This window comes from Myxococcus stipitatus DSM 14675 (assembly GCF_000331735.1).
GTDB lineage: Bacteria > Myxococcota > Myxococcia > Myxococcales > Myxococcaceae > Myxococcus > Myxococcus stipitatus.
The window spans coordinates 2,952,444-2,965,368 of sequence record NC_020126.1 but is presented as its reverse complement, the minus strand read 5'-3'; the positions used below and the strand labels follow the sequence as shown (position 1 = coordinate 2,965,368).

12 protein-coding genes are annotated in these 12,925 nt (G+C 69.1%); 4 read left to right on the top strand and 8 right to left on the bottom strand.

What is annotated here, in order from left to right; translation table 11 throughout:
• Positions 1-373: 373 nt before the first annotated feature.
• From rpsO to MYSTI_RS11620, 8 genes are all read right to left on the bottom strand, one after another.
• Positions 374-643: a 30S ribosomal protein S15 gene (gene rpsO / locus MYSTI_RS11650; RefSeq protein ID WP_044279503.1), complete on the bottom strand. Its 270-nt coding sequence runs from the start codon at positions 641-643 to the stop codon at positions 374-376.
• A 202-nt stretch (positions 644-845) separates the two neighbouring features.
• The gene (gene truB / locus MYSTI_RS11645; RefSeq protein ID WP_015347943.1) at positions 846-1,718 is read right to left on the bottom strand and encodes a tRNA pseudouridine(55) synthase TruB; all 873 of its coding nucleotides are present in this window, start codon (positions 1,716-1,718) and stop codon (positions 846-848) included.
• A 32-nt stretch (positions 1,719-1,750) separates the two neighbouring features.
• Positions 1,751-2,110, bottom strand: a complete 360-nt coding sequence (gene rbfA, locus MYSTI_RS11640; RefSeq protein WP_015347942.1) for a 30S ribosome-binding factor RbfA — start codon at positions 2,108-2,110, stop codon at positions 1,751-1,753.
• A complete protein-coding gene (locus MYSTI_RS11635) occupies positions 2,107-2,718 on the bottom strand; it encodes a DUF503 domain-containing protein (protein ID WP_015347941.1) in 612 nt (203 codons plus the stop codon). The genes rbfA and MYSTI_RS11635 overlap by 4 nt, the downstream gene beginning before the upstream one ends.
• Before the next feature lie 101 nt (positions 2,719-2,819).
• Positions 2,820-6,035 carry a translation initiation factor IF-2 gene (gene infB, locus MYSTI_RS11630; protein WP_015347940.1) on the bottom strand — a complete coding sequence of 1,072 codons (3,216 nt, stop codon included), beginning with the start codon at positions 6,033-6,035 and terminating at the stop codon, positions 2,820-2,822.
• Between the two features lie 137 nt (positions 6,036-6,172).
• Positions 6,173-6,391 (bottom strand): YlxR family protein, encoded by a 219-nt coding sequence (locus tag MYSTI_RS41700; RefSeq protein WP_086009838.1) that lies wholly within the window; start codon positions 6,389-6,391, stop codon positions 6,173-6,175.
• 83 nt (positions 6,392-6,474) lie between these two features.
• Positions 6,475-8,175 carry a transcription termination factor NusA gene (nusA, locus tag MYSTI_RS11625; RefSeq protein ID WP_015347938.1) on the bottom strand — a complete coding sequence of 567 codons (1,701 nt, stop codon included), beginning with the start codon at positions 8,173-8,175 and terminating at the stop codon, positions 6,475-6,477.
• Between the two features lie 61 nt (positions 8,176-8,236).
• Positions 8,237-8,722 carry a ribosome maturation factor RimP gene (locus tag MYSTI_RS11620; protein ID WP_015347937.1) on the bottom strand — a complete coding sequence of 162 codons (486 nt, stop codon included), beginning with the start codon at positions 8,720-8,722 and terminating at the stop codon, positions 8,237-8,239.
• A 209-nt stretch (positions 8,723-8,931) separates the two neighbouring features.
• Here MYSTI_RS11620 and MYSTI_RS11615 point away from each other — a divergent pair, with 209 nt between their 5' ends.
• From MYSTI_RS11615 to MYSTI_RS11600, 4 genes are read left to right on the top strand one after another with little or no spacing between them, the layout of a single operon-like run.
• The gene (locus MYSTI_RS11615) at positions 8,932-9,735 is read left to right on the top strand and encodes a carbon-nitrogen hydrolase family protein (protein ID WP_015347936.1); all 804 of its coding nucleotides are present in this window, start codon (positions 8,932-8,934) and stop codon (positions 9,733-9,735) included.
• Positions 9,736-9,795: 60 nt separating this feature from the next.
• Positions 9,796-10,245: a FecR domain-containing protein gene (locus MYSTI_RS11610; protein WP_015347935.1), complete on the top strand. Its 450-nt coding sequence runs from the start codon at positions 9,796-9,798 to the stop codon at positions 10,243-10,245.
• Positions 10,242-11,144, top strand: coding sequence for a hypothetical protein (locus MYSTI_RS11605; protein WP_015347934.1), 903 nt, complete (start codon positions 10,242-10,244; stop codon positions 11,142-11,144). Before MYSTI_RS11610 ends, MYSTI_RS11605 begins: the two co-directional genes overlap by 4 nt.
• A 19-nt stretch (positions 11,145-11,163) precedes the next feature.
• Complete coding sequence (locus MYSTI_RS11600; protein ID WP_015347933.1) at positions 11,164-12,870, top strand: HD domain-containing phosphohydrolase; 1,707 nt, start codon at positions 11,164-11,166, stop codon at positions 12,868-12,870.
• The last annotated feature ends 55 nt before the right edge of the window (positions 12,871-12,925 follow it).

The window sequence follows — 12,925 nt, the reverse complement described above, 5'->3', positions numbered from 1 at the left end:
CCGTGCCTCGATATGCTTCGGGCGAGGACCCCACCGCACGCACCTGGCCCGCAAATGCGGTCAGGCACCCCGGGAGGGCCCTCGGGGTGTTTGAGCGGTCGCCAAGGCCTGGGACAGGCGCATGACAGGCAACCGCCAGCCTGTACTGCGGAAGGGCGCTTGCGGAGCGCCGGAGGGATGTCTCGGAGCTTTTGATCCCTGATCGCACCGGCCGACACCTGTCAGCCGGTCCGAACGGAAACCAAAACCTCCGTCGGCACCACTCCCTCGCCCGCCACCACCCACCGCTTCTCACTGCTTCCAACAACCGACTTCGACGTCTGAAATGCGCGGGGCGCTGGATGAACCAGCGCCCCGGGTCCTGCCGAGGTGCCTACTTGCGGATGCCGAGGCCCTCAATGAGCTTCTTGTAGCGGGTGACGTCCTTCGACTTCAGGTAGTCCAGAAGCCGACGACGCTGACCGACCAGCTTCAGCAGACCGCGCCGCGAGTGGTGGTCCTTCTTGTGCGTCTTGAAGTGCTCCGTGAGCATGTTGATGCGCTCGGACAGCAGCGCAACCTGCACCTCGGGGGACCCGGTGTCCGACTCGTGGGTCCTGAACTTCGTCACCAGCTCCGACTTGCGCTCCTGATGCAGCGACATGTGATTCTCGACCTTCGTGTCCCGCTCCGGGTGGTTACCGACTGAGTCGCCCGGGTCCGCGGAGGGGTACAGACCGGGTCTCATGCTTCTAACGAGCGGGGGGCTTATAAGCTTCACCCTACCCAGGGTCAACCTTGGACGCCTGCCCGTGCGCCCCGCGAGAGCTGGAGCGTGCGAAGACGCACAGCCCCAAAGCGTGCTGCTAGACGAGCACCCGCAGGTAGCGCAGACGCCCACCCGCGCCCTCGGCCACGGCCAGGAGCGTCCCGTCGGGTCCCGTCACACGCACCCGGCCGGGGCGCGACGAAGCGGGGACCTCCACCGGGACACCGTGGGACACGCGCCGCGCATCCTCGGCCCCTACCCGCACCTCGGGCATGTCCACCAGGGCATCGCCGAGCGACACCAGGCGTGAGGCCAGCGTGCCTTCCTTCGCCTGCGCGGCCACGTCCGCCAGGGGCAGGGCCCGGGCCAGCACGAAGGGGCCGCTGGCCGTGCGCCGCAGGGCCTCCAGGTGGGCCCCACACCCCAGGGCACGCCCCAGGTCGAAGGCCAGGGTGCGCACGAAGAAGCCCTTGGAACAGCGCACCGACAGGTGAATCCGGTCCGCCGAGAAGTCGCGCAGGACCAGCTCGTACACCGTCACATGGCGGGCGGCGCGCTCCACTTCCTCACCCGCCCGGGCCAGCTCGTACAAGCGCTTGCCGGCCACCTTCACCGCCGAATACATCGGCGGAACCTGGTCGAAGCTGCCTCGGAAGCGCGCGAGCGCGGCCTCCAGCAGCGCGGGCGTCAGCGCCGGGACGGGCGCCGTCGCCGTCACCTGCCCCTCCGCGTCCTGGGTATCCGTCTCCGAGCCCAAACGCACCGTGGCGTCGTAGGCCTTGTCGCCCTCGGTGATGAACCCGGCCACCTTCGTGGCCTCACCCAGGCACAACGGCAGCACACCCGTGGCCATCGGGTCCAACGTCCCCGTATGGCCCACCTTCTTGAGCTTCAACAGCGAGCGCACCTGTCGCACCACGTCGAAGGACGTGGGGCCGGTGGGCTTGTCGATGACGAGGACGCCGTCCATGTCAGACCCATCCTGTGGGCGCCGAGCCCGAACTACCAGCCTTCCTTGTTACGGACCTCCCGCAGAAGACGGTCAATCTTGTCGCCCTCTCCGATGGACTCGTCGAAGGAGAAGAAGATTTCCGGAGAGACGCGCAGGTTGACGGCCGCCGTCACGGCGCGCCGCACAAAGCCCTTGGCCGCCTCCAGGCCCTTCTGCGTCTCGGACCGCTCCTCGGGGGTGCCCATCATCGAATAGAAGACACGGGCCACGCGAAGGTCCGGGGAGACCTTCACCCCGGTAATCGTGATGTATCCGATGCGCGGGTCCCTCAGCTCGCCCCGGGAGAGCAAGTCCCCGAGGGCCACCTGGATTTCCTGCCCCACTCGCTCGGGTCGGGAATGCGTCGTCATTTCTTCTCCCAGTCTCGCGGGTTGCGCAGGGAACGGGCTCTCGCCCGCGCCTCGTCCAGCGTCATCCGTCCACCGCCCGACGGAGACGGGCGGCCCGTACCGGGGCCACCGTCGTTATCGCCGTCATGACGGCGCTCCCAATCTCCCAACCCCTCAGCCTCGGCCAGCGAGGCCCGCTCGCCCCGCAAGAACCGGGCAATGGCCGCTTCCGAGTGCTCCGCCGCCCGCTCGGGCGACAGCAGGTCCTCTTCGTCATCCAAGGGCTCCACCGCCCGCGCACCCGCCGCGGACATCGTGGGGCCACTCGCGAAGAGCTGGTCTCCAAAGCCCAATATCTCCGTCTCCCGCGCCATCAGCGGGGCGACGTACATCTCCTCGATGAAGTGGATGACCTTCTCGAGTTGCTCGTCCACATGGCGGCGGTCATTGCCCACCACCGAGAGAGCGAGCGTGGCCTTCTGCCAGAGGTCCTGGTCCTCCACCTCGGCCATGGCCACGTTGAAGCGAGCCCTCACCCGGTCCATCACCCGGCGAAGCACCTGCCGCTTGGCCTTGAGCGAGCCGCTCTCCGGAATCTGGAGGGTGAGACGTGCGACACCTACGAACATGCCAATCCCCCGACCCTCGGGGCCCGCGAGCACGCGAGGCCCCTGGGGTGAAACCTCCCTGGGAAGGTGGGGCCTTCCCAGGGGGAGACGAGGCGCGAGGCTTACGTCAGGCTCTGCCGGGTCTCTTCAATCTCGTAGGCCTCGATGATGTCTCCGGCCTTGAGGTCGTTGAAGTCCGCGATGCCGATACCGCACTCGAAGCCCTGCGCGACTTCCTTGACGTCGTCCTTGAAGCGCCGCAGCGACGCCATCTTGCCCTGGAACAACTGCTTGTTCTCGCGCATGAGGCGAACGAAGGAGCCACGCTTCATCACACCATCCAGCACCGCCGCGCCGGCGATGGTGCCCAGGCGAGGAACGTTGAAGGTGTTGCGGACCTCCGCGCGGCCCAGCTTCTTCTCCGTGCGGATGGGCTCCAGCAGGCTCTCCATCTCCGTGCGCACCCCATCGATGAGCTCGTAGATGATGGAGTAGCTCTGCAGGGTGACTTCCTGCGCCTTGGCCGCGGCCTCGGCGCCGGACTCCGGGTTGACGTTGAAGCCGAGCACCACGCCCTTGGAGGCGGCCGCCCGCATCACGTCGCCCTCGGTGATGGCACCCACACCCGTGTGGACGACCTCCACCTTGACCTTGTGCGTGGAGAGCTTCTGGACCGCCTGCTTGACGGCCTCGGCCGAGCCCTGCACGTCCGCCTTGATGACGACGCGCAGTTCCTTGGGACCGCCGCCCGCCTTCGTCTTGGCGAACAGCTGCTCCAGGGACTCGCGGCTGACCTTGCTGAGCTCGGTCTGCCGCTCCTTCATGTTGCGGTGCTCGGCGATCTGCTTGGCCGCCTTCTCGTCCGCCACCACGTTGATGGCGTCGCCCGCGCTGGGGACACCGGACAGGCCGACGACCTCCGCGCAGTAGCCCGGCTTGACTTCCTTCACCATCTCGCCGCGGCTGTTGTTCATCGCGCGGACACGGCCGTAGTGCGAGCCGGTGACGATGGCGTCGCCCAGCTTGAGCGTGCCCTCCTGCACCAGCACCGTGGCGACCGGGCCCCGGCCGCGGTCCAGCTTCGCCTCGATGACGGCGCCGACGGACGGACGGTTCGGGTTGGACGTGAGCTCCAGCACTTCCGCCTGCAGCGCCAAGTTCTCCAGGAGGAGGTCCAGGTTCTGCTTCGTCTTGGCGGACACGGGCACCATGATGGTGTCGCCGCCCCACTCCTCGGGGACGAGCTCGTGGTTGGCCAGGTCCTTCTTCACGCGGTCGGGGTTGGCGCCCGGCACGTCCATCTTGTTGATGGCGACGACGATGGGCACCTCCGCCGCCTTCGCGTGCTTGATGGCCTCCACCGTCTGCGGCATCACGCCGTCGTCGGCGGCCACCACCAGCACCACGATGTCCGTCACGTTGGCGCCGCGGGCGCGCATGGACGTGAAGGCCTCGTGACCAGGGGTATCCAGGAAGGTGACGTCACCGCGCGCCGTGGAGATGCTGTACGCGCCGATGTGCTGGGTGATGCCGCCCGCCTCGCCCGCCGCGACGTTCGCGCTGCGGATGGCGTCCAGCAAGCTCGTCTTGCCGTGGTCGACGTGGCCCATGATGGTGACGACCGGCGGACGCGGACGCTCGTCCTCGGGACGCGCCTCCACCTCGGGCAGGTAGTCCTCCACCTCGAAGCCCACGCGGTCGATCTTCCAGCCGTAGTCGCCGGCAATCATCTCCGCGGTGTCGGCGTCCACCATCTGGTTGGCCGTGGCCATCTTCCCCAGGCCCATCAGCTTCTTGATGATGTCCGCGCTGCGCACACCCATACGCTGGCCCAGGTCGGACACGCTGATGCCCTCCTGCAGCTTGATGACCTTCTTCTCCTCGGCCATCTGGGTGATCTGCGTCTTGGCGCCCTTCTTCGTGGGCTTCTTCTTCTTGCCACGCACCGGGATGGTGACGCGGCCCCAGACCATGTCCGTCAGTTCCTGCTTGGACACGCTCTGCGTATCGCCGCTGGTGCGCTTGCGCTGGCCACGCTCCTTGTTCTTGGAGACGTCCACCAGCTCGCGGCCACGGCCCAGGTGGTCCGGGACCACCTTGTACTCACGCCGCTCGGGGATGCCCGCGCGACCCGGCGCCATGGGGTACTGCTTCGCCTGACCCGCCGTCGGAGTGACGCGGCGGACCTGGATGAGCGGGCGCGAGATGACGACGGCCTGCGTGGCCGTGGGACGCGCCTGTCCGCCCGTCGGAGACACCTGGGCGTGAGGAATGCCGCCCACCATGATGGTGGGACCCTGCGGCGCCGAGGGAACCGCGCCCCCCGTGGCCTGCAAGGAGCCCGGCGCCGAGCTGGGACGCACCGCGCCCTGCCCCGGACGCGCGCCCTGTCCCTGATAGGACGAGTAGCTCGGACGCCCCCCCTGCCCAGGACGACCACCCGGGCCACCCGGACCGCCAGGACGACCCCCGGGGCCACCCGGGCCACCTGGACGTCCGCCACCCGGGCCACCCGGACCACCGGGACGGCCACCCGGGCCACCCGGACCACCGGGGCGTCCGCCCGAGGGCGCACCCCGCTGCCCATAACCCGGCGCGGGCCCCCGAGACACGACGGTCGCGGACGAAGACGGTGAAGACGGCGTCCGGACAGTCGGCGGGACCGGCGAGCGCGGAGGGGGTTGCGGCAAGTGGGTGCTCTCCTGAGCGGGGGAACGAGGCTGCGCGGCGGCAGCGGGAGGTGAAACAGGGGCGCGAGGCGCCTCGGCGGCCGGGGCCTTGGGGGCCTCGGTCGTGACAGGGGTCTGGGCGGCGACCGCGGGAGCAGCCGGCGACTCGACCGCGGGGGACGCGGCGGGCGGCGCGACTGGCGCGGCGACGGCGGGAGGTGGCTCCACGGCCACGGGAGCCTGGGGAGGCTCCACGGGGGCCGAGGCCTCCACCGAGTGAGAAGGCTCATCCTGGTGCTGCGAAGGAGCAAAAGCCTCCGCGGCGGCGGGAGGCGGCGTATCGACGGCGGGCGCCGACATGGAGGCCTGCTCGGCGTACTCCATGCCCTGCATGTCCGCGCCGGCATCCGCGGAGGAACCGGCGGCCGGGCCCACCTTGCGGCGAACCACGAACCCCTTCGCCGTCACCGGGGGGGCGGCCTGCTTCGGCTTGCGCTTGTCCAGAATCTTCTGAACGGCGGCGGTCGCCTGGTCGTCATCGAGGGAGGACGAATGGCTCTTGACGTCGTACCCGAGCGCGGACAGCTCGGTTACGACCTCCTTGTTGTCGAGCTCAATGCCGTGGCCCTTGAGCTCCTTGGCGATTTCGTGGACGCGCTTCTTCGACATATTGCCCTTGTTGGCCTGCCGCACCCGGTGACCCCGGGGCGCAGCACCCTAGCTCAAACCCGAAAATGTGTGCGAGTGGTCCTTAACACCCACTCCCCCCCAACACCCCTCCGCCCTCATGGCGCAGGCTCCTATGCCTACCCGAGCTGCGACGGGTCTACCAACCCCGCCTTTCCGCGAAAGGCACGACTGAACGCCTTCCGCTTCAGCGCTGCCGTCATACAACCGACACCGCACAGGTAGGCGCCCCGTCCGGGCAGCCGCCGCTCCCTGTCCACCACGATGGCACCTTCGGGCCCTATCACGAACCGGGTGAGCTCCGCTTGAAGTCGCTTGGACCCGCACCCGACGCACATCCGGACCGGACCTGACCTGGCGATTGGCTCTTCTGGCACAGAACGGCCAGTCGGGCGCCCCACGTCCTGCCTTCCTTTCTAGCTTACGGCGACTTGGTGGCTTCCGCGCCACCATCCAGGGTCGCCGTCGAGTTGCCGCGCTCGGCATTCAGCTCCGCGCGCAGCTTGGCCTCCTCCACGAGATAGTTTTCCGCCGCGCTCTTCAGCTGGCGGGCCTTCTTGATGCCCACGCCCGGCACATCGCCCAGCTTCGCCAGGTCCTTCTCGTTGGCGATGTCTTCCACCGTGCGGTAGCCGGACGCCGCGAGCTGTTCGATGGTCTTCTCGCCAACGCCGCGCACGCGCGCCAGGCGTTCAGCCTGGGACAGCTCGTCGGGGTGGCGGCGCGCCTCGGCCAGCCGGGCCTGCTCCCTTTCATAATCCATGCGGGACAGCTCCGCCTGGTCTTCGACCATGCGCTTGCGAGCGGCTTCCTGCATGGAGGGGATGCGAGCCGGGTCCATGCCGGGGATCTGCGCCAGCATCTCCGGGTTGGCATCCGCCACGTCCCGCGCCTGGCGGAAGCCGTGCGCGTAGAGCGTCTCCACCAGCATCTCGTTGATGCCCGGCAGCGCGCCCAGCGAGCGGCTGGCGAACTCGCGCATCTCCCGCACGCGGCTCTCGCTGTTGATGTCCAGCTTCCAGCCCGTCAGCTGGGCCGCCAGGCGCACGTTCTGGCCGCGCCGACCGATGGCCAGGCTGAGCTGGTCGTCCGGGACGATGAGCTCCATCGCGTGGTTGGCCTCGTCGATGATGACGCGGCTGACCTCCGCGGGCGCCAGCGCCGAACACACGAAGCGCGCCGGGTCCTCGTCATAGGGGACGATGTCGATCTTCTCGCCGCGCAGCTCCTGCACCACCGCCTGCACGCGGCTGCCCTTCATGCCCACGCACGCGCCGACCGGATCCACGTCCGAGTCGCGGCTGGAGACGGCGATCTTGGCGCGGCCACCCGGCTCACGGGCCGCCGCCTCGATGACGACGATGCCCTCGGCGATTTCGGGCACCTCCATCTCGAACAGCTTGGTGAGCAGGTTCACCGACGCGCGGCTGAGGACAATCTGGGGGCCCTTCGACTCGCGCAGCACGTCCAGCACGTACGCCTGGACGCGGTCGCCGGGGCGGTACGTCTCACGCGGAACCTGCTCGCGCACCGGCAGCACGGCCTCGGCGCGGCCCAGGTCCACGATGATGTTGCCGCGCTCGAACCGGCGGGCGATGCCCGTCACGATCTCGTTCTTGCGGTCCTTGTACTCGTTGAAGACGTTCTCGCGCTCGGCATCGCGGGTGCGCTGCAGGATGACCTGCTTGGCGGTCTGCGCGGCGATGCGGCCGAAGCCGCGGCGGAAGGTCTTCAGGCGGAGGATGTCGCCGTACTGGTCGTCCTGGGCCTTGGCCTCGTTGGCGTCCTCGTCCCGGTAGAAGATCTGGAAGACGAGCTCGTCGCCGGGCTCCACCTCCATGCCCTTCTTGTGGGACTCGGCGAGCGTAATCTGGTTCACCGCCTGGACGGGGTCGGTGATCTCCTCCACCACGGTGATGGCCTGGAACAACTCCACCACGCCCTTCTCGGGGTCGTACTTGGCCTCGAGGTTGCGGTCCTGGCCAAAGTGCTTCTTGGCCGCGGTCTTCATCGCATCCTCGAGGGTGGCAATCAGCACAGCCCGGTCGATGCCCTTGTCCTTGGCGACCTGGTCCAGGACGAGGTTGAGGCTGACGCTCGGGTTGGCTTGCTGCGTGGGCATGGTCTTCTCCTGAATGGGTCCACGGGCCCCCCGCGCGGCAGGGTGCCCTGTATGTCGACGTCTAGAACTCGAACTCCAGGTTCGCCTTGGCGATGTCCTTGAAGAGGATGTGGAAGGTTCCGGCACCTTCCACCTCCACCGAGATACCGTCTCCCACCACCCCGGTCAGCGTGCCGGCGAAGTTCTTGCGCGGCGGGTCACCCACCGGGCCGAACGTCTTCACCTTCACCTTCTGACCCTGGACGCGCTCGAAGTGAGCCGGCTTCTTCAGCGGCCGGTCCACTCCTGGGCTGGAGACCTCCAGGCTGTACTCGTGGGGAATGAAGTCCTCCACGTCCAGCACCGGGTCCACCGCGCGGGAGACCTGACTGCACTCGTCCAGTCCAACCCGTCCGCCCGGCTTGTCGATGAAGAGTCGAAGCACCCACCCCTCGCGTTCCCGGACGAACTCCAGGTCCACGAGCTCCAGGCCCTCGCCCGCAACGATGGGGTCGAGCACTGCCCCCGCCCGGTCCTCCACCGTCTGCTTGAGGTTCTTCTCCGACATAGCCAGGAAACCAGACTCCAAAAACGCGAAAAGCGGGCACGGCGGCCCACTTTTCGAGGTGCACATCGAAAAATGTCGGGCGCGTCCGTAACACACCCCCCCAAAGGGTGTAAAGGAAGGACGCTCCCTCTAGGGTCCCGTGAAACCTGGCCAACAGGGCAAGGAATTCCCAGGGGTTCCGCGAGCCGGGCGGGCGTTATAACGGGTCCATGCACCTCATCGCCGCCGCTCAGATGGTGTCCACCGCGGACAAGGCCCACAACGTGGAAGCCGCCACTCGCCTCGTCCGGCGCGCCAGTGAGCTGGGCGCTCGGCTGGTGGGCCTCCCCGAGAACTTCGCGTGGATGGGTCCGGAGCCCGAGCGGCAGGGAGCAGCCGAAGGCCTGGACGGCCCCACCCTCTCCCGCATGGCCGAGCTGGCGCGCGAGCGGAAGGTGACCCTGCTGGCCGGCAGCGTCCTGGAGACGGGCGCGCCAGGCGGGCGGCTCTACAACACCAGCGTCCTCTTCGGCCCTGACGGCGAGCGCCTGGGCGTCTACCGGAAGATGCACCTGTTCGACGTCGAGGTGGGTGATGGTGCGACCTACCAGGAGTCGGCGGCGGTGGCCCCCGGGACGGAGGTCGTCGCGGCGGACACGGAGGTGGGGCGGCTGGGGATGTCGGTCTGCTACGACCTGCGGTTCCCGGAGTTGTACCGGCGGCTTTCGAAGGACGGCGCGACGCTGCTCGCGGTCCCGGCGGCCTTCACGATGATGACGGGCAAGGACCACTGGGAGGTGCTGCTGCGGGCCCGCGCCATCGAGAACCAGGCGTACGTGCTGGCTCCCGCGCAAGGTGGGCGGCACTCGGCCCAGCGTCAGACATATGGCCACGCGATGGTGGTGGACCCCTGGGGGCTGGTGACGGCGCGGGCCTCCGAAGGCGAGGGCCTGGCCCTGGCGCCCGTGGACCCGGCACTCCAGGCGCGCATTCGCCGCGACCTGCCCTGCCTGCGACACCGCCGATTGGATTAGCCTGGGGCCCTTGGACCTCCAGGCGGACCCCTTCTCGTGAATCGTCGACGCTGGCTCCCCATGCTGCTCGTGCTCGCGCTCTCGGCTTCGCCACTCGGCTGCACCGCCGAGGACGCGCCCACCGTGGCCACGACGTCGACCACGCCGCCGCCCTCGCCTCGAGCACACCTGCGCGGGCTGAAGGGGAACGTTCAAATCAAGCGCGCCACCGCCGACGAGTGGAGCACCGCCAGTGAAGGCGTGCCCCTGTTCGAGAACGACAAGGTGCGCACCGTCGAGGGCGCGGGCGCGGACCTGGTCTTCAGCGGCAACGGCAGCACCGTACACCTGGGCGGGGACTCGCTCATCGGCATCGCGGAGACCCGGCCCAGGCCCGGGCGGCAGCGCACGGACCTGACGGTGCTGCGCGGCCGCATCGACGCGGAGCTGGAGCAGCCCTCGACCCAGTCGCTCTCTGTCACCACGCCAGCGGCCACCATCCAGGCGGGAAGGGAGATTGTCTTCCAATGAGGACACCCTTGCTCCTGCTCGCGTGGTTGAGCGCCGCGCCCGCGGACCCCTCGACGGTGGTGGGCCCCCAGGAGTCCCTCAAGGACGTGGCGGTCCGCGTGCTGGGTGACGCGAATGCCTCGGCGGAGCTGCGCGCGCTCAATTCGCTCCCGTCGGACTCCGTCCCCCCCGGCACCCGGCTGAAGCTTCCCGGCCAGGAACGGGCACTGGCCCTCAAGGCGCTGGAGACAGCGCGCACGCTCGTGTCCCAGGCCAAGGACGTGGGCGGCCCCACCGAGGCCGAGACTCGGCTGCGAGAAGCCGAGGTCCACTTCCGCACCGCGCGCTATGCGCTCGCCTCGGAGGCCGCCAACGCCGCGGGGGCCCTGGTGACCGCCGCGCGCCCACCCGCCTCTTCCGCCTTCAGCGTGCGCGTGGAGCCGGATGCCGGCACCACCACCGTCACCGTCGTTCGAGGCCCTCCCGTGCGCGTCGAGGCAGAGGGCGTCACCCATCCCGTGGCACCGGGGGAGACGGTGCTCGTGGAGAAGGGTCGGCCTCCGGCTCGCCCCGCGCCGCCGCTCGCGACACCCTTGCCAGACCAGCCCGAGGAGGGCGCGGTGCTCAAGCGGCGCGCGGATGGCAAGGGACTGCTGGGTCCGGTGAAGCTGTCCTGGGCGGCGCAGCCGGGAGCGGAGCGTTATGAAGTCGAGGTCGCGCGGGATGCCCAGGGCGCGGCCGTGCTCACGCAGACGGCCTCTTCGCCCGAGCTGCAATTGCCTGTGTTGCCCGCGGGGCGCTACTGGTGGACGGTGAGGGCGGTGGGGCCCCTGGGACGCTCGGAGCCGTCGGGAGTCCGCCGGTTCGAGCTGGTCCCCGAGCGACTCAAACTCGAAGTCCAGAAGGGCCAGTGGCAGTAGTCCCTGGAGGAGCCGCCCCGTGCGCCTGTTCAAAGCCATCCTCCTGTTGATGCTGCTGGTCAGCATCGTCCCCACGCTGATGGTGGGGTGGCTGTCCGTCTCGCACACGCGCGAGCTCCTGGTGCGCGACGCGCAAGAGCTGGCCCAGGAGCGGGTGAAGCAGCTGCGGCTCAAGGCCGAAATCTTCCTCGGGGAGCCGACCGAGGCCGTCATGGGACTGGCCCGCGTCCCGGACTTCTTCGCGCTGCCCCTGCCCGCGCAGCAGACGCACCTGGCCTCGGTGCTCTCCCAGCGGCGCGAGGTGCTGGCCATCACCGTCTTCGGCCCCGACGCCAAGCGGCTCCCAGGGCTCCAGGCCTTCTCCCGCCACGACGTGTCCCCCACCGACCTGGCCTCGCATGAGGAGCGCAGCCGCGTGCTGCTCGAGGGCGGCACGGACGGGCCTCGCTATTCGAACGCGGTGCCCGTGAGCGGCGGTGGTCCCGTCGTGACGCTGGCCTTCTCCGTGGGCGAGCCCATCAAGGGCTTCATCGCCGCGGACCTGTCACTCGCGGGCTTGCGCCACATGCTGGAGCAGGAGCGCGTGGGCAGCACGGGCTTCGCGTATCTGGCGGACCCTCGCGGGCATCTCGTCGTCGGCGGAGGCGGCGTGGCGTCGCTGGGCGGTGATGTGTCCCAGCGCAGCCCGGTGGCGCACCTGCTGCGGCAGCTGGCCTCCACGCCCAACGCGGAGCTGTTCCACGTGGGCAACTTCGGCGAGGGCCGCGACGCGGTGGTCGCCGCGTACACGGTGCTGCCCGAGACGGGCTGGGCCATCCTCTCCGAGCAGCCGGTGGAGCACGCCTACCGGCAGGTCGAGACGATGGAGCAGCGCATCCTCGTGGGCCTCGGCGCGGCCATCCTCGTCGCGTTGGTGATGGCGGCCCTCTTCTCCCGCAATCTCACCCGCCCGCTCAAGGTCTTCACCGACGGCGCGCTGGAGCTGGCGCGCGGCAAGTTCGGCGTGGAGGTGAAGATTCCGCAGCGGAACGAGCTGGGAGAGCTGGCCCAGACCTTCAACTACATGAGCAAGCAGCTGCTCGCGTACGACATGGAGAACCGCGGCCTCTACGAGAGCCTGGAGAAGGGCTACCTGGAGACCATCGTCGCGCTGGCCAACTCCATCGACTCGAAGGACGCCTACACACGGGGCCACAGCCAGCGGGTGGGTGACGTGGCGGTGGAGATTGGCCGCGAGCTGAACCTCACCGAGCGCGAGCTGCGTCAGCTCCAGTACGGCGGCATCCTCCACGACATCGGCAAGATTGGCATCGTCGAGTCCATCCTCTGCAAGCAGTCGAAGCTGACGGACCAGGAGATGGCCATCATGCGCGAGCACCCCGCCATCGGCGACGCCATCATCGGCCCCGTCAGCTTCCTGGGCGCGGTGCGCGCGTGCGTGCGCCATCACCACGAGCGATGGGACGGAACGGGCTATCCGGACCGGCTGCGCGGCGAGGACATTCCGCTGCTGGCGCGCATCGTCGCCTGCGCGGACACGTTCGATGCGTGCACCTCCACGCGGCCGTACCAGAAGGCCATGCCGCTGGAGAAGGCCATGGAGATTCTCGACGCCCTCACCGGCGCGCAGCTGGACCCGCAGGTGGTGGCGGCCCTCCGGCGAGTGCTGGCCAAGAAGGGCGTGCGCCTGGAAGGCCACCGGCTGCCCGTCAAGCTGGCCTCGTGATGCCCGCGCCGGCGAGCGTGAAGAATGTTAGGGAAGGCGCCTCGCTGTTGAGACT